This window comes from Methylobacillus flagellatus KT (assembly GCF_000013705.1).
Classification (GTDB): domain Bacteria; phylum Pseudomonadota; class Gammaproteobacteria; order Burkholderiales; family Methylophilaceae; genus Methylobacillus; species Methylobacillus flagellatus.
This window is the reverse complement of record NC_007947.1, coordinates 579,603-595,999: the sequence shown is the minus strand read 5'-3', so window position 1 is coordinate 595,999 and position 16,397 is coordinate 579,603. Positions and strand designations below refer to the sequence as shown.

Annotated in this window: 13 protein-coding genes and 2 tRNA genes; 12 read left to right on the top strand and 3 right to left on the bottom strand. The window is 53.4% G+C overall.

The window, feature by feature from the left end:
- The first annotated feature begins 24 nt into the window (after positions 1-24).
- The 6 genes from recA (at position 25) to MFLA_RS02900 (ending at position 5,804) form a co-directional block, all read left to right on the top strand.
- Positions 25-1,059: a recombinase RecA gene (recA, locus tag MFLA_RS02925; protein WP_011478937.1), complete on the top strand. Its 1,035-nt coding sequence runs from the start codon at positions 25-27 to the stop codon at positions 1,057-1,059.
- Positions 1,040-1,507: a recombination regulator RecX gene (recX, locus tag MFLA_RS02920; protein ID WP_011478936.1), complete on the top strand. Its 468-nt coding sequence runs from the start codon at positions 1,040-1,042 to the stop codon at positions 1,505-1,507. The genes recA and recX overlap by 20 nt, the downstream gene beginning before the upstream one ends.
- Before the next feature lie 64 nt (positions 1,508-1,571).
- Positions 1,572-4,196, top strand: coding sequence for an alanine--tRNA ligase (alaS, locus tag MFLA_RS02915; RefSeq protein WP_011478935.1), 2,625 nt, complete (start codon positions 1,572-1,574; stop codon positions 4,194-4,196).
- Between the two features lie 66 nt (positions 4,197-4,262).
- A complete protein-coding gene (locus tag MFLA_RS02910; protein ID WP_011478934.1) occupies positions 4,263-5,489 on the top strand; it encodes an aspartate kinase in 1,227 nt (408 codons plus the stop codon).
- 64 nt (positions 5,490-5,553) lie between these two features.
- Positions 5,554-5,647: transfer RNA gene (locus MFLA_RS02905), tRNA-Ser, on the top strand.
- Between the two features lie 80 nt (positions 5,648-5,727).
- Positions 5,728-5,804 (top strand) — tRNA-Arg (locus tag MFLA_RS02900).
- A 390-nt stretch (positions 5,805-6,194) separates the two neighbouring features.
- Here the strand turns inward: MFLA_RS02900 and MFLA_RS02895 are convergent.
- Positions 6,195-7,676, bottom strand: a complete 1,482-nt coding sequence (locus MFLA_RS02895; protein ID WP_011478932.1) for a PLP-dependent aminotransferase family protein — start codon at positions 7,674-7,676, stop codon at positions 6,195-6,197.
- Between the two features lie 222 nt (positions 7,677-7,898).
- Between MFLA_RS02895 and MFLA_RS02890 the strand changes: the two genes are divergently transcribed.
- The 5 genes from MFLA_RS02890 (at position 7,899) to moaA (ending at position 13,179) form a co-directional block, all read left to right on the top strand.
- Positions 7,899-8,273, top strand: a complete 375-nt coding sequence (locus MFLA_RS02890) for a nuclear transport factor 2 family protein (RefSeq protein ID WP_011478931.1) — start codon at positions 7,899-7,901, stop codon at positions 8,271-8,273.
- A 70-nt stretch (positions 8,274-8,343) separates the two neighbouring features.
- Positions 8,344-10,473, top strand: coding sequence for a molybdopterin-containing oxidoreductase family protein (locus tag MFLA_RS02885; protein ID WP_011478930.1), 2,130 nt, complete (start codon positions 8,344-8,346; stop codon positions 10,471-10,473).
- Between the two features lie 27 nt (positions 10,474-10,500).
- The gene (locus MFLA_RS02880) at positions 10,501-10,806 is read left to right on the top strand and encodes a ferredoxin family protein (protein ID WP_011478929.1); all 306 of its coding nucleotides are present in this window, start codon (positions 10,501-10,503) and stop codon (positions 10,804-10,806) included.
- Between the two features lie 16 nt (positions 10,807-10,822).
- Positions 10,823-12,190, top strand: a complete 1,368-nt coding sequence (locus MFLA_RS02875) for an FAD-dependent oxidoreductase (protein ID WP_011478928.1) — start codon at positions 10,823-10,825, stop codon at positions 12,188-12,190.
- Positions 12,190-13,179: a GTP 3',8-cyclase MoaA gene (moaA, locus tag MFLA_RS02870; protein WP_011478927.1), complete on the top strand. Its 990-nt coding sequence runs from the start codon at positions 12,190-12,192 to the stop codon at positions 13,177-13,179. The genes MFLA_RS02875 and moaA overlap by 1 nt, the downstream gene beginning before the upstream one ends.
- Before the next feature lie 264 nt (positions 13,180-13,443).
- Here the strand turns inward: moaA and MFLA_RS02865 are convergent, their stop codons facing one another.
- The gene (locus MFLA_RS02865) at positions 13,444-13,920 is read right to left on the bottom strand and encodes an Hsp20 family protein (RefSeq protein WP_229407146.1); all 477 of its coding nucleotides are present in this window, start codon (positions 13,918-13,920) and stop codon (positions 13,444-13,446) included.
- A gap of 251 nt (positions 13,921-14,171) precedes the next feature.
- Between MFLA_RS02865 and MFLA_RS02860 the strand changes: the two genes are divergently transcribed.
- Positions 14,172-15,284 carry a DNA topoisomerase IB gene (locus tag MFLA_RS02860; RefSeq protein WP_011478925.1) on the top strand — a complete coding sequence of 371 codons (1,113 nt, stop codon included), beginning with the start codon at positions 14,172-14,174 and terminating at the stop codon, positions 15,282-15,284.
- Between the two features lie 75 nt (positions 15,285-15,359).
- Here MFLA_RS02860 and yddG read toward each other — a convergent pair whose 3' ends face one another.
- Positions 15,360-16,277 (bottom strand): aromatic amino acid DMT transporter YddG, encoded by a 918-nt coding sequence (yddG, locus tag MFLA_RS02855; protein WP_011478924.1) that lies wholly within the window; start codon positions 16,275-16,277, stop codon positions 15,360-15,362.
- Positions 16,278-16,397: the final 120 nt, after the last annotated feature.

Below are 16,397 nucleotides of genomic sequence, written 5' to 3'. Positions count from 1 at the left end.
GGCAACTCGAAAAGGTATTCACTGATGGATGAAAACAGAAGCAAAGCGCTAGCCGCCGCCCTCTCGCAAATCGAGAAACAATTTGGCAAAGGCTCTATCATGCGCATGGGCGACACCGATGTCGCTGCTGACATCCAGGCAGTTTCTACCGGCTCCCTGGGCCTGGACATCGCCCTGGGTATTGGCGGCTTGCCGCGCGGCCGCATCGTCGAGATTTACGGCCCGGAATCCTCCGGCAAGACCACGCTGACATTGTCTGTGATCGCGCAGATGCAAAAGCTGGGCGGCACGGCAGCATTCATCGACGCAGAACACGCGCTCGACCCGGTCTACGCGCAGAAGCTCGGTGTCAATGTTTCCGATCTGCTCATCTCCCAGCCCGACACCGGCGAACAGGCGCTCGAGATCGCCGACATGCTGGTGCGCTCCGGCTCGGTAGATGTCGTGGTGGTCGACTCCGTCGCTGCGCTGACGCCCAAGGCCGAAATCGAAGGCGAAATGGGCGACTCGCACATGGGCCTGCAGGCCCGCCTGATGTCGCAGGCACTGCGCAAGCTCACCGCCAACATCAAGCGCACCAACACCTTGGTCATCTTCATCAACCAGATCCGCATGAAGATCGGCGTGATGTTCGGCAACCCCGAGACCACCACCGGCGGCAATGCACTCAAGTTCTACGCCTCCGTGCGCCTGGACATCCGCCGCACCGGCGCGATCAAGAAGGGGGACGAGGTCACGGGATCAGAAACCCGGGTCAAGGTAGTGAAGAACAAAGTGGCCCCTCCGTTCAAGCAAGCGGAATTCGACATCCTCTATGGCGAAGGTATCTCGCGCGAGGGCGAAATCATCGAACTCGGCGTCAACCTTAAATTGATCGAGAAGGCCGGTGCCTGGTACAGCTACAAGGGCGAGAAGATCGGCCAGGGCAAGGACAACGCGCGCGAGTTCCTCAGGGAGCACCCGGAAATCGCCAATGAGATCGACGCCAAGATTCGCGAGCATTCCAATCTGGCCAACGCCGCGATGACGACGGCACCGGATGAAGAAAGCGACGAATAAGCCTACCACCAGCCTGCGAGAGCGGGCTTTGGCATATCTGGCACGACGAGAATATTCCTATCAGGAGTTGCTGCACAAGCTGAGCCCCCATGCGGGAGAGGAAGACAACCTCCCTGCCCTGCTGGAAGACTTCAAGAAACGCGGTTGGTTATCCGATACCCGTTATACGGAGCAGATCGTACATGCCCGCAAGGGCCGCTACGGCAGCCTGCGCGTGGCGCATGAGCTCAGGCAGCATGGCATCAGTGACGAGCTGATAGGCAAGGCCGTGGCCGAGATGGCCCCGAACGAACTGGAAGCCGCCACGGCGGTTTACCGCAAGAAGTTTCCCCAACCGCCGCAATCACGGGAGGAATGGGCCAAACAGGCGCGCTTCCTGCAAGGGCGCGGCTTCGGTTTTGAAGTGATACGCCAGGTGCTGCGTGGCAGCCCTGAAGATATTGAATGATGCCGGCTATAGACTGTGCACATGGCATTTTGACATTTAACGTTTTGAGCAAGCATACACATCGATGAAGAGCAACCAGATTCGCCAGGCATTCCTGGACTATTTCGCCTCCAAGGGGCACCAGATCGTCAGCTCCAGCTCGCTGGTTCCGGCCGGCGATCCCACCCTGCTCTTCACCAACGCCGGGATGAACCAGTTCAAGGATGTGTTTCTCGGCTTCGACAAGCGCCCCTACACCCGCGCAACCTCATCACAGAAATGTGTACGGGCGGGTGGCAAGCACAACGACCTCGAAAACGTCGGCTATACCGCGCGCCACCATACCTTTTTCGAGATGCTCGGCAACTTCAGTTTCGGTGACTATTTCAAGCGCGACGCCATCCACTATGCCTGGGAATTGCTCACCCAGGTTTTCAAGCTTCCAGCGGATAAACTCACCGTCACCGTCTATGCCGAGGACGACGAAGCCTACGACATCTGGACTAGGGAAATCGGCGTGCCTGCCGAGCGTGTGATCCGCATCGGCGACAACAAAGGCGCGCGCTATGCCTCCGACAATTTCTGGATGATGGGCGACACCGGTCCCTGCGGCCCCTGTACCGAGATTTTCTACGACCACGGCGAGCATATCCCGGGCGGCCCACCCGGCTCACCTGATGAAGACGGCGACCGCTTCATCGAAATCTGGAACAACGTGTTCATGCAGTTCAACCGCGACGAACAAGGCGTCATGCACCCGCTACCCAAGCCTTCCGTCGATACCGGCATGGGCCTGGAGCGCATTGCCGCCGTGCTGCAGGGCGTACACAGCAATTACGAAATTGACCTGTTCCAGAACCTGATCAAGGCCGCCGCCCGCGTCACGAATACCACAGACCTGGACAGCCCGTCACTCAAGGTGCTGGCGGACCATATCCGCGCCTGCAGCTTTCTGATCGCCGACGGCGTCATCCCGGGCAACGAGGGCCGCGGCTATGTGCTGCGCCGCATCATCCGCCGCGCGATCCGCCATGGGTACAAACTTGGAGCAAGACAAGCTTTCTTCCACTTGATGGTTTCTGCCCTTGTGAACGAAATGGGCGACGCCTATCCCGAGCTCAAGAGCGGGGAAGAACGTATCACCAGCATCCTGCGTCAGGAAGAAGACCGCTTCTTCGAGACCATTGAGCACGGCATGGCAATCCTCGAGGCCGAGCTCGAGGAAATGGCGAAGACCGGCAACCACGTGTTCAACGGCGAGACCGCCTTCAAGCTGCACGACACCTTCGGCTTCCCGCTCGACTTGACCGCCGACGTATGCCGCGAGCGTGGCGTGAGCGTGGACTCTGCCGCATTCGACGCTGCCATGGCGCGCCAGAAGGAACAGGCCCGCGCGGCAGGCAAGTTCAAGATGGCAGCCAACCTGGAATACACAGGCAATGCGACCACCTTCCATGGCTACGACACCCTCGAAGCGCAAGGTAAGGTACTCGCGCTGTACAAAGACGGTAGCGCAGTGCCAGCCCTCAATGAAGGCGAACTGGGTGTGGTGGTACTCGACAACACCCCGTTCTATGCTGAATCCGGCGGCCAGGTCGGCGATCAAGGCATATTGAAAGGTGCGGAAGGCATTTTCCAGGTGGAAGACACCCAGAAAATCCAGGCCAGTGTATTCGGCCATCATGGCGTATTGAGCACCGGCACCCTGCGCGTGGGCGACGAAGTCAGCGCACGCGTCGACCTTCTGTCGCGCCACCGCACCATGCGTCACCATTCCGCCACCCACCTCATGCACAAGGCATTGCGTGCAGTGCTCGGCAGCCACGTACAGCAAAAAGGCTCGTTGGTAGATCCTGACAAGACGCGCTTCGACTTTTCGCACAATGCCCCAGTGACTGCCGATGAGATCCGCCGCATTGAAGACATCGTCAATGCCGAGATTCTGGCCAACACACCCACCTTGGCACGCGTCATGCCCATCGACGAGGCACAGAAGACCGGCGCCATGATGCTGTTCGGCGAGAAATACGGCGACGAAGTGCGCGTGCTCGACATCGGCACCTCGCGCGAACTCTGTGGCGGCACCCATGTGAGCCGCACCGGCGACATCGGCCTGTTCAAGATCGTGTCAGAATCCGGCGTCGCCGCAGGCGTGCGCCGCATTGAAGCCGCTGCAGGCGATGTGGCATTGCGCCATATCCAGCAACAGCAGCAGCTGCTCGCCGATGCGGCAGCCTCCTTCAAGGTTCCTGCCATTGAGCTGGCCGGCAAAATCAGCCAGACCTTGGAGCAGATCAAGGCACTGGAAAAAGAACTTGCCCGCCTCAAATCCAAGCTAGCCTCCTCACAAGGTGACGAACTCGCCAGCCAGGCCGTGAACATCGGTGGCATCAAGGTGCTGGCGGCCACGCTGGAAGGCGCAGATGCCAACACCCTCCGCGAAACCATGGACAAGCTCAAGGACAAGCTCAAGACTGCCGCCATCGTGCTCGCCAGCGTCAATGGCGACAAGGTCAGCGTGGCTGCGGGCGTGACCACCGATACGACTGCCAGGATCAAGGCCGGTGAGTTGGTGAATTTCGTTGCGGCGCAGGTAGGCGGCAAGGGCGGCGGCAAACCGGACATGGCCATGGCAGGCGGCAGCGACCCCAGCCAGCTGCCCCGGGCACTCGCCAGCGTTGCTGGCTGGGTAGAGGAAAGACTGAAGTAACAGCCGCCGGCACCTGCATGACGGGCGCCGGTGTTTTATTGATGCACCTTTGATACCGACACAGATATGGCACTTATCGTACAGAAATATGGCGGCACTTCGGTCGCCAATCCAGAGCGCATCGGCAATGTCGCCCGCCGCGTGGCGCGCCACAAGGCGCTTGGGCAGCAGGTCGTGGTCGTGGTTTCCGCCATGTCAGGCGAAACCAACCGCCTGATCAGCCTAGCCAAGGAAGTGATGCCCAACCCCGACCCACGCGAACTGGATGTGCTGGTCTCCACCGGAGAACAGGTCACCATCGCCCTGCTCTCCATGGCGCTCATGGAGCTTGGCGTCAAGGCCAAAAGCTACACGGGTGGCCAAGTCAGCATCGTCACCGATAGCGCCCACACCAAGGCGCGCATCCTCAAGATCGATGAAGAGCGCATCCGCAAGGACCTCGATGCCGGCTATGTCGTCGTCGTCGCCGGTTTCCAGGGCGTGGATGAGCAAGGCAACATCACCACGCTGGGCAGGGGCGGCTCGGACACCACCGGCGTCGCGCTGGCAGCCGCGCTCAAGGCTGACGAGTGCCAGATATATACCGATGTCGATGGCGTCTACACCACCGATCCACGCATCGTTCCCGAGGCGCGCCGACTCAGATCGGTCACCTTCGAGGAAATGCTGGAAATGGCCAGCCTGGGCTCCAAGGTGCTGCAAATCCGTTCAGTCGAGTTTGCAGGCAAGTACAAGGTCAAACTGCGCGTGCTTTCCAGCTTCGAGGAAGAAGGCGAAGGCACGCTGATTACTTTTGAGGACGACAAAGACATGGAACAACCTGTAATATCAGGCATCGCCTTCAACCGCGACGAAGCCAAAATCACCGTACTGGGCGTGCCAGACCGTCCAGGCATTGCCTATCAAATCCTGGGCCCAGTGGCAGACGCCAACATCGACGTCGACATCATTATTCAGAACGTCGGCGCAGATGGCACCACTGACTTCACATTCACCGTCCATAAAAACGACCTGCAAAAAGCATTGAATATCCTGCGTGAGAAAGTACAGCCTCACACCGGTGCCCGTGAAATCATTGGCGACGACAAAACAGCCAAGGTTTCCGTCGTTGGCGTTGGCATGCGCTCGCACGTCGGCATCGCCAGCCAGATGTTCCGTACCCTGGCCGAAGAGGGCATCAACATCCAGATGATCTCCACTTCCGAAATCAAGATCTCTGTCGTTATCGACGAGAAATACATGGAATTGGCCGTACGCGTCCTGCACAAGGCTTTCGGGCTGGAAGAAGTTTAATCAACAATACATTGCTTCAGCGTTGATTTTTGCGGCGTAATCAAGTATTGTTACGCCCTCGTGCGGAGAGCTGGCCGAGTGGTCGAAGGCACTTCCCTGCTAAGGAAGCATACGGGCTTAAACCTGTATCGAGGGTTCGAATCCCTCGCTCTCCGCCACTTTTAAGGCAGTGTGTCAGTGAGATGAAATTTATGCTGGCATTAATTTCATCTTCACGTATAATGCACGCCTCACATACGCGCCCGTAGCTCAGCTGGATAGAGTACTTGGCTACGAACCAAGGGGTCAGGAGTTCGAATCTCTTCGGGCGCACCAAATAAACAAAGGGTTAGCTTAGGCTAGCCCTTTTGTTTTTCTTGCACCTTGAGTCAGGTAGCAGATGTGTCAGCTTGGCTCTTTCAGTATCCTGATGAAGGCGCTTATCAAGCCATTTCCACTCATTCACAAACCATCCTCAAGATGGCCCGCAATGCTTTTACTACACAGTTTACTGCCGCAGTAAAAGCCCCCCCCCAGCCTGTCACGGAACTCTTACGCGAGCGTTTATTGCTCAGTCCCTGTCGTTCTGCATATTCGTTTGCCATGGGACAACGAAATCAACCCACCAAGTATTGCCGTTTAGTAAGTAGCACGGACCAGTCTTGTTCCCATCAATCGCCAATGCCTGGGCAATCAATGAAAACTTCAACGTTAAATCCGACCCGTTCATGGGAAAGATTGATTCCTCATGGCTGAAGCCAAGGTTGATATGCCTCGCTGTATCCGATCAACGTCCAAGTGGTTATACCCTAGCATGACGACCCTATCATAGTTCGGCATGTTCTCGTAATAGCAGGCTGGACTATCTTGTAGTGGATAAACCCCTACCCCGCAACGCTTACCTATTGCTTGAATCTCCATGGCATTTGGCCCGCTCTTATCCACGTGCCAGAGCAAATGTATGCCAGCCTCGGCGCCTGTAATCTTGACGTTTCCAAAATTGTCCCTCAATGCTGCTATCAGCGCGTCGCGCCGTTTATGATTGTTGTACTTTAGTTTGAGCAAGTGATTCTCAAAGCTTCCGCTCATGATGAACTGTGAGAGCGTCGCCTGTTCGAGCCAGGGCGATCCATTGTCCATCAAGCTGCGTACCTTGGTGGCAGGCTCAATGAGGTTTGGAGGTACGACGATATACCCCAGCCTTAATCCAGGTCCAAGGGACCTGGAAAACGAGCTGATATAGATCACACAATTGTTTTTGTCCAATGACCATAATGAGGGTAAAGGTGAGTCCTCATATCTGTAATTCACGTCATAATCAACTTCAACAATATAAGCATTTGATTCTTCAGCCCACTCCAGCAATTCAATCCTTCTTTGCAAACCCATCGTCCCCCCCGTGGGAAACTGATGGGATGGGGTGACATACACCAATTTAACCGGGTGCTTGGGCAGCTGACTCACGTCGATGCCATGCTCATCGACTGGCACCTGGATGATCTTGCCACCATAGCTCTCGAACAAATAAGCCGTACCTCTATAGCAGGGAGCTTCCACCACGATGGGCGTATGGCTATCAATAAACAGGTGAGCAACCAGGCTCAAGCCTTGCTGGCAGCCTGCAACAATCAATACTTGCTTGTGCGAAACCACAATACCCCGAGTGGGGCCAAGAAAATTGGCAATAAGCTGCCGCAAATCCAGCAAACCCGCTGGGTCAAGATACTGACTCATGTTTGTTGCTGCTCCGCCCAGCCGGTCGATCAGCAGTCTTCGCCAGGCTTTTTCTGGGAAAGTATGGGCATCGGTTTTCCCAAGAGTAAAGTCGTATAGCAGCTTCGCATCGAACGACCGATGCAAGCCGGACTGCCCTCTCCCTGAATACGGCAGAGGAAGATTCACACGGCTCTTGGATTCATCGCTAACTTGCACTATCTCTGGCACAAATACGGCGTCTGCAGGAAGCTGGCTGGCAACAAACGTCCCTACCTTGTACTTGGTCACCAGGTACCCTTCCTCAATGAGGGTTTCATATACTTCGGAAATGGTGTTTCGAGAAACCTTGAGTTGCAGGCTCAGCTCTCGAGTGCTTGGCAGGGATGAGCTTGGCTGTAAGTGCCCACTTCTTATCAAGTTGTGGAATTGCGCTATAAGCTGTGATTTCAGTGTGAGATTGCTGGCGGGATCGATACTGAGAACCAACTGCATCTTAGGTCTAACCCTCAATGTTTAGATTGAGCATCAATATTACACCTCTCCATTTGACAACATCCCTTTCCTGCAACTGGCCCTATCGATTAATGATGCTCTGGCACTGTTGCCATCATCATCCTGCCAATAATATCCATATCGTGATCAAGTGAATTAACTCATCAAATCATTCTGATGGTCGCATTGAGAACGTGTTGCCTATTCTAGAGGAGCTGTGCCATGAGTGTAAAAGTAAGTGTGGATGACATTGACGGAATTACAGAAGTCTTAAACGTGTATATGAATGCTGCGGAATCCGGAACTGGCGAAGAGATGTCAGCAGCTTTTCACAAAGATGCCACCATCTTTGGTTATGTAGGTGACAAACTTGCCTTTAATGGTCCAATCAAGGATCTGTATGACTGGCATAACTCGAATGGCCCCGCAAAGAATGTCCAAAGCCGCATCACAAATATTGACATCGTCGGAACAGTTGCTCATGCGAGAGTTGAAGCTGAAAACTGGACCAATTTTAAATTCAGTGATCTATTCCTGCTATTAAAGCTTGATGGAAAGTGGACCATTGTAAATAAAGTATTCCATTTGCACGCATAGTGCGTCGGCCTATTCCATTCAATACTGGCGTAGGCTTTTTCGTTCGGATGTACTCGTTGACTGGAGAAATATGATGGCTAGCGAAACTAAAATCTTCAAAGGCGGATGCCCGCAAGACTGCCCTGACACCTGTGCAATGATTTACTCGGTGGAAGATGGTGTTCTCAAAAGCGTCACCGGTGATCCGGCGCATCCAATTACGCGAGGGGGCTTGTGTGTCAAACTCAAAGATTTTGCGAAGCACCATTACAACCCTGATCGTATTATCTATCCGCAACGTCGTGTTGGCCCAAAGGGTTCAGGCCAATATGAACGCATCAGCTGGACTGAAGCATTAGATGAAATCACTTCAAAATGGAAAGGCATCATTGAGGATTTCGGTTCAGAGGCAATTCTCAATTGCTGCTATTTAGGCAATCAAGGCATCATCAACGGCCTGACGTCGGGCGATGCATTCTTTAATCGCTTGGGAGCCACCATCTCCGAAAAAACATTCTGCGCTTCTGGCTCCTCCACAGGTTACTTGATGACAGTAGGTCCTACAGGAGGGGTCGATCCTGAAAGCTTCGTTCACTCGAAGCTGATCGTCATTTGGGGACAAAACACGATGTCCACCAACCTCCATCAGTGGCCAATCTACCAGGAAGCCAGAGCCAATGGCGCGAGAATTGTGGTGATTGACCCTCAACGAACACGGACTGCCAAAAATGCTGACCTCCATATTCGCTTGAGACCCGGTACTGATGCTGCATTTGCCTTAGGGGTCATGAATGTGCTCATCACAGAAAACCTGGTTGATCAGGATTATATCGATCGCTACACACACGGATATGCTGAACTTAAACAACGCGTATTAGCAGATTACGGTATAGAACGCGTCGCCAATATTACTGGGCTTACAACAGAAACTATCCAACACTTCGCAAGAGAATATGCAGGGACACAACCATCGGTAATTCGCCTGGGTGTTGCTCCTGAACGCAATCGTAATGGCGGTCAATCCATCCGTGCGATATGCAGCTTACCGGCATTAGTAGGCGCATGGCGTCACGTAGGCGGCGGCTTGCTGGAAATGCCGCTTTGGGAATTTCCACTCAAGTATGAGGAGATGTGCCGACCAGACTTTATCAAGCCGGGCACTCGTGTCGCCAACCTTACGCAATTAGGTAAAGTCCTTGAAGAATTCAAGGATCCACCGATCAAGTCACTGTTTGTGAATAACTCAAATCCGGTCTCTCAAGCCGGGGATTCATTCAGATTAGAATCGCAGCTTAAGCGAGAAGATTTATTCGTGGTTGTCAGCGAACATTTCATCACTGATACCGCTAAATACGCAGACATTCTACTCCCAGCAGCCATGCAGGCAGAGCAACTGGAGGTGATGCTGACATGGGGTCATTTTTATCTCACTTACAATGAGAAGGCTATTGAACCGCCTGGCGAATGTGTTTCTAACTCGGAGCTGTTCCGCAGGCTTGCAAAAGCAATGGGGTTCCAAGATAGCTATTGGGACCGGACCGATTACGAGATGTTAAATGATTTTATCGACTGGTCCTCTCCCAAACTGCAAGGCTGGAATATGGAAAAGCTGCGTGAAGCTGGCTACGTAAGTTTGGCAGGTGCCGCCCCTGACAAGCGACTACCTCATGCTGAGGGCAACTTCCCCACACCATCTGGCAAATGCGAGTTTCTGACTACACAAGCCGACAAGGGAAACTTCGTCGTTCCCGTCTGGCGGTCCATGTATGAGGGAATGCAGCCGGGCGAACCCATCGACCCATTGCCCGAGTGGTTGCCCATGCGTGAATCCCCGATCTCCAACCCTGAATTGGCCAAGAAATTCCCTTTAAACATCGTCACACCTAAGGCGCATGCTTTTCTAAACTCACAGTATGCCAACGAGCCTAATCAAAGACACAGACAAGGAGAACAGACGGTCACGATTCACCCTCTGGATGCCGAGGCTCGAGGAATCAACGGCGGGGAAATGGTCCGGGTTTTCAATGAGCGCGGTAGCTTTAAAGGAAAAGCCGTGATCAGCGACGATACTTTGCCTGGTATGGTGGTGGCATTTCTGGGTTATTGGCATGAGCATAATCATGGTTCAGCAGTCAACGCTATCAGCTCTAGCGAATTTTCCAATCTGGGCCATGCTCCTAGCTTCTCCGACAACCTCGTCCAAGTAGAGCTCGCTGCATAAACCTAAAGCCAGAATGAGGTGAATATAATGACTACCGTTGTTACCGATAATTGCCTGAAGTGTAGATTTACCGAGTGTGTGACCTCTTGCCCGGTATCAGCATTCCGGGCAGGTCCTGAGATGCTGTATATTGACTCTGAAACCTGTATTGACTGCGGAGCCTGTGTCCCCAAATGCCCGGTGCAGGCAATCTACGAGGACCTTGATCTTCCGGAAGACATGCTGCAATGGATAGATATCAATGCTTCAGAAGCCAAGTTATGGCCAAAAATTACTGCCAAGGATGTTCCGCTCGAAGGCGCCCTGGATCGCAAGCAGTCGTTAGGCTTTTAGGGAGAGTATTAAAGAAATGACAGGACCCAACAGCAAGACGCAGGTCGCAGTCATCGGAGCCGGGCCCAGTGGATTTTATGTCGCAGAAGCATTTGCCAATCAGTGCACAGATGTTGAAGTCACCATGATTGAAAAGCTACCCTGCCCTTATGGACTAGTAAGATATGGGGTTGCACCGGATCACCAGAAATTAAAGTCAGTCACCTCGACATTAGATGCAATCGCTGAATATCCACAGGTGAAATATCTAGGCAATGTCACGCTTGGACAGGATATTAGTCTTGAGGAATTACAAAGTTTTTTCCACATCGTCGTACTTACTACAGGGATGCCAAACAGTACTAGCCTTGGTATCCCAGGAGAACATTTACCAGGTGTTCACCCCGCTACCAGTTTTATAGGTTGGTACAACGGCCATCCAGACTTCCAGGACACATCATTTGACTTGGCTTCGCCAGCGGCCGTAGTGATCGGTCATGGCAATGTGGCAATCGATGTGGCTAGAATTCTTTCAAAATCGATTGATGAACTGCGAAAATCCGATATGACCGAGGCTGCACTTTCCGTACTCGCGGAAAGCCAGATCAAGACGGTCCATCTTGTCGGCCGACGCGGCCCCGTACAGGCTAAATTCACACCAAAAGAAATCCATGAGCTAGGCAAGCTCGAGAATTGCTTAGTTTCAATTGACCCGAAGCATCTGGATATCAACCTGTCAAGTTCCGTCGAACTGAATGATGTCACGAATGCCTTGGGAAGGAAGAATTTTTCAATTTTCCAAGAATTTGGCAAGCATTTCGGATTAAGCAGCGATAAAAAACAAATTGTCATCGACTTCATGATGAAGCCCAAAGCATTTATTGGCGAAAACAAGTTGCAAACTGTCCGGTTCGACATTACCTCGCTAGAAGGACCTGCATTCAAGCAGTCCGTCATTGCAACAGGGAAAACATCAGATATTCATGCAGGTTTAGCTTTCAGCTGTGTAGGCTTCAAAGGGACTGCGTTTCCCGGACTGATGACTAGCGAGGCTAATGGTGCACTGAAACATTCACGATCAGGGCTCCTTTCCGAACTCGGGGTTAAAATCCCCGGCCTGTATGCTGCTGGCTGGGCTAAGCGAGGCCCGCAGGGAGTGGTGGGTACCAATAGGGAATGTGCACAAGACACCGTCGTCCATATCATGGAGGATATCGATCAGCTGATCAAAGCCCCCAAACCAGGGCATCCTGCTCTGGTCAGCCTGTTGGGTGAGCGGAATATCCAATGTGTGACATTTAGCGACTGGAAGGTGATTAATGCTAAAGAGATAGAAAGGGGAAAATCCCTTGGCAAACCTCGCGAAAAATTCACCTCTGTTGCGGATATGCTCGCCTGCATTTAATGGTTGATTCAGCATCTCATTTAACAGACCCTTTTGGGCGCAGAATTAATTACTTAAGACTGTCAGTCACTGATCGCTGTGATCTGCGGTGTCATTACTGCATGCCGGTTGGGTTTTCTGATTATGAAATACCAGATAACTGGCTAACATTTGAAGAAATCGAGCGTGTGGTCAATGCATTTGCAAAGCTCGGCGTTAACGCCGTCAGGGTCACTGGCGGTGAGCCATTGCTTAGAAAAGATTTAGCCACTCTCATTTCCAATCTTTCAAGAATCAATGGTTTGTCTGATATCTCCCTGAGCACCAATGGAACACAACTTGCTCGATATGCTAAGGACCTCAAGACTGCCGGCCTCCATCGCATCAACGTAAGCCTGGATAGTTTGGACCCCATTGAGTTTAGCAACGTATGTGGTCGAGACGTGCTAAATAAAGTCTTAATGGGGTTAACGGCGGCGCAAGAATCCGAATTTGACTTGATCAAAATCAATACTGTCTACTCGCCTAACACATCCATTGAAACAATAGAAAACCTTGTTGAATATTCAATCCGAAACCGCTTCACTTTGAGGCTCATTGAAGTGATGCCAGTGGGTAACACTGGACGGAGCACCGGCCCAACGCATTTGGATAGGGTCAAAAAGCATTGTCAATCAAAATACAATCTGGTGGAATCGATTGATCGTGGCCCTGGTCCCGCTAAATATCTGGTCTCGGCCGATGGAAAATTCAAAATGGGGTTTATTACCCCGATGTCCAGCCACTTTTGTGACACGTGTAATAGGGTCAGACTATCTGTCGATGGCACCATCTATCTGTGCTTAGGCCAGAATGATAAATACGAGCTGAGGCCACTGCTTCGCTCTGGGATATCCGATGAGGACCTGATGGAAGCGATTCGTCTGGCAGTGACCTACAAACCCGAACGTCATGAATTCAATGAGCATCCAGATAAAATCATTCGGATCATGGCGAAGACTGGCGGTTAATATTCATCTTAAGTTGTAAAAATGCCGCTTTATTGCGCAAAACCTTGGTGAAGTAGGTGTAGTCTGCTCTGACACCTCGGACGTGATTGATAGGGCTGTTTGGAAAAGTGGGCAATCGGCCGCCATTGGATTTGGTTACGTGACGAACTACCATCATCAGGACAATGCTAATGCATGGACGTGGCTCAAGGCTTTTTTATCCACTGCATAAAATAAAAAGGGCCAGCAAATGCTAGCCCTTACGTTTTCCGGAGAACGGAAGAATCAAGCTGCTTGGCGCTCTTCCAGCAGCTTTGGCTCCTTCTCCACCTTGATGTCGATCTTGCGTGGCTTGAGGGCCTCGGGCACTTCGCGCACCAGTTCAATCGTCAACAAGCCCTTGTTCAATGAAGCATTGGTCACCTTCACATGATCAGCCAATTGGAAGGTATGCTCAAAGTCGCGGGCGGCGATTCCCTGGTGCAGGTAATTACGTGACTTTTCTTCAGTGTCCTTGACCTGACGACCCCGGATCTTGAGCTTTTGCTGCTCAGTTTCGATATGTAGCTCTGATTCATCAAATCCTGCTACGGCCATCACGATTTTGTACTTATCTTCACTAATCAGTTCAATATTGTAAGGTGGGTAGCTGATGTCATTCTCGCTACGCTGGGCCTCAGCAATTAATTGGGCCAATCGATCAAAACCAATAGCAGAACGATACAGTGGCGAAAAATCAAATGTACGCATGATGTCATCCATCCTTTCTGATTAAGCGATTGAACAGGCAGACCCCGTAAAGAGCATCTGCTTGGTTTACACAATAGGGATCGTCATTTATTTTTCAAGAGGGTGTTCGCGACGAAATTGAACCGGAATTGATTCCAGGCGCTGTTGCATTCGCTCCCCCTGTCCGCACCATTGAAGCTCAATACTTGATCATCGGGTTGCCTGGCACTTTTTAATACCTTTACCGGTCATTATCTCTGCCCACCACCTTGCGGAGTTGAGTGATGCCGGATATCAAGAAGGAGAAGTGTGCAACACAACTCAGTGAAACGCTGGGCAGCGAGCTGCATGGCGACATGGCGCTGTCAGCGCAAGCCGCGCGTCTGCGCTATATGCAGGATGATAAGCCCGGCTTTGGTCGCAAGCGGACAGCGAAGGGATTTCGCTATGTGGATACGCAGGGCCGACCGATCAAGGACGAAAAGCAGCTGGCCCGCATCCGCTCGCTTGCCATCCCCCCGGCCTGGGAAAAAGTGTGGATATGCCCCTATGCCAACGGGCACTTGCAAGCTACCGGCTACGACGCCCGGCAACGCAAGCAGTACCGCTACCACAAGGCATGGCGAGCGATCCGAGATAAAGCCAAGTTCGAGCACATCATCGATTTTGCCCTGCACCTGCCGGCCATCCGGGAGCACATAGATGCCGACCTAGCGCAACCCGGTCTGACCCGTGACAAGGTACTGGCCCTGGTGGTTTCCTTGCTGGAAACCACGATGATACGCGTCGGTAACGACGAATATGCGCGCAGCAATCGCTCATTCGGACTGACCACCCTGCGCAACCGCCACGTGGAGGTCAACGGAGGACGGATCGCCTTTCGCTTCAAGGGCAAGAGCCGGGTAGAACATGCGATCGAGATTCAGAATGCCAGGCTGGCGCGGCTGGTGCGCAAGATCACGGAGTTGCCTGGGCAGGAGCTGTTCCAGTATATCGATGACGACGGCAAGCGTCATGCCATCGACTCCAGCGATGTCAACGACTACCTCAAGCGCATTACCGGGCGCGACTACACGGCCAAGGATTTCCGCACCTGGTCGGGCACGGTGCAGACCTTCCACACGCTATCGGCCGCCGAGCCGTTCGAGAACCAGTCGCAGGCCAAGAAGAACGTGCTGGCCGCGATTACCGAAGCCGCGCGCAAGCTCGGCAATACGCCCAGCATCTGCCGCAAGTGTTATGTGCATCCGCTCATCATCGATATCTACATGACCGGGAAACTGTTCGCAGCCCTGCGCAAACACAGCCAGCCGCAACAGCTCGATGCCTGGCAGGCCGCCGAGCAGGACGTGCTGGCGTTGCTGCAGCGCCACGCCGGGGTGAAACAGCCTGCCTGATACCGGCGGCGGTTGCAGGCATTTGCAAGGCGGCATCCTGCGAATCGCTGGGATCAAGTTGAAGAGGAAGGCGCGTCAATGCTTGCCAGGATCAAGCGCGTTCCTCCTGGTTACCACCCAGCACAGGAACGACCCGGCCGTGACCATTGCCACGCCGTATACCAGGCCCGTGCTTGGGGTGGTTCCCAGCCATAGGTTGGCTATCAGCGCCGAGAGTACGGGGGTAAAGCACGACATGGTAGCCAATATCGTGATGTTGCCGTGCTGTATGCCGTGGTTCCAGCACGAATAGGCGGCCGCCATCAATGCGCCCATCACCGCCACCTGCAATAAGCCGCCGATATGAAGGGACAATGCAGGCTCGTTGCCCAGTGCATATTTTCCCCATAGCACGATTGCCGTCGCCACCAAGAACAGCGGCACGCCGTTCACGCCGTTGCCGAAGCGCCGGGTAAAGACCGAATACACCGCCCAGGTCCCGGCGGCAAAGAACGCCAGCCCATAGCCGGTCGGGTTGCTAGCCATGTTCTGCCATAGCATTTGCACGCTCCAGGCGCTGTCCCCTTTCACCACCAGCACAATACCGCAGAAGCTGCTGAGCAAGGCGGGCAGCAACAGCCACGACCCGCGCTGCTGCCCGGCCAGCACGGCAAACAGGATGGTCAGGCTAGGCCAGAGATAATTGATCATGCCCAGCTCGATCGCCTGCTCCCGGTTGAGGGCGAAGCCGATGGACAGCGCCAGGGCCACTTCATAGGCGACAAACAGCGCCCCGCCTATCCATAGGTAGGGACGAGGAAATGTCTTGAGCTTTGGGAAGCCCAGCACCAGGCAGGCCAATAGGCCGCCCACCGTGAAAATGAGCGCGGCCCCTCCGGTGGCGCCGAATATCTCGGACACGCTCCTGAACAGGCCGACCGTGGCGCTCCACATGACGACTGCGGACAGGCCCACCAGGGTGGGCAAGTTGTTGTTGGGTTTGGATGGGTTCATGAGGCGGTGTTCAGTTTCTATTTATATGTATTCAAGCTTTGTTCGTTAATTCCCAGCAATCGCTCTCTGCAAAAAGCGTTGAGGAAGGTATTTTTCCAAGGCCTTATTTAGCCAATGGTT

Coding starts and splice junctions, on each gene's coding strand:
- recA (WP_011478937.1), top strand. CDS start 25: ATGGATGAAAACAGAAGCAAAGCGCTAGCCGCCGCCCTCTCGCAAATC.
- MFLA_RS02885 (WP_011478930.1), top strand. CDS start 8,344: ATGATGGCTAGCGAAACTAAAATCTTCAAAGGCGGATGCCCGCAAGAC.
- recX (WP_011478936.1), top strand. CDS start 1,040: ATGAAGAAAGCGACGAATAAGCCTACCACCAGCCTGCGAGAGCGGGCT.
- MFLA_RS02910 (WP_011478934.1), top strand. CDS start 4,263: ATGGCACTTATCGTACAGAAATATGGCGGCACTTCGGTCGCCAATCCA.
- MFLA_RS02875 (WP_011478928.1), top strand. CDS start 10,823: ATGACAGGACCCAACAGCAAGACGCAGGTCGCAGTCATCGGAGCCGGG.
- MFLA_RS02880 (WP_011478929.1), top strand. CDS start 10,501: ATGACTACCGTTGTTACCGATAATTGCCTGAAGTGTAGATTTACCGAG.
- yddG (WP_011478924.1), bottom strand. CDS start 16,277: ATGAACCCATCCAAACCCAACAACAACTTGCCCACCCTGGTGGGCCTG.
- moaA (WP_011478927.1), top strand. CDS start 12,190: ATGGTTGATTCAGCATCTCATTTAACAGACCCTTTTGGGCGCAGAATT.
- MFLA_RS02860 (WP_011478925.1), top strand. CDS start 14,172: ATGCCGGATATCAAGAAGGAGAAGTGTGCAACACAACTCAGTGAAACG.
- MFLA_RS02865 (WP_229407146.1), bottom strand. CDS start 13,920: ATGGATGACATCATGCGTACATTTGATTTTTCGCCACTGTATCGTTCT.
- MFLA_RS02890 (WP_011478931.1), top strand. CDS start 7,899: ATGAGTGTAAAAGTAAGTGTGGATGACATTGACGGAATTACAGAAGTC.
- alaS (WP_011478935.1), top strand. CDS start 1,572: ATGAAGAGCAACCAGATTCGCCAGGCATTCCTGGACTATTTCGCCTCC.
- MFLA_RS02895 (WP_011478932.1), bottom strand. CDS start 7,676: ATGCAGTTGGTTCTCAGTATCGATCCCGCCAGCAATCTCACACTGAAA.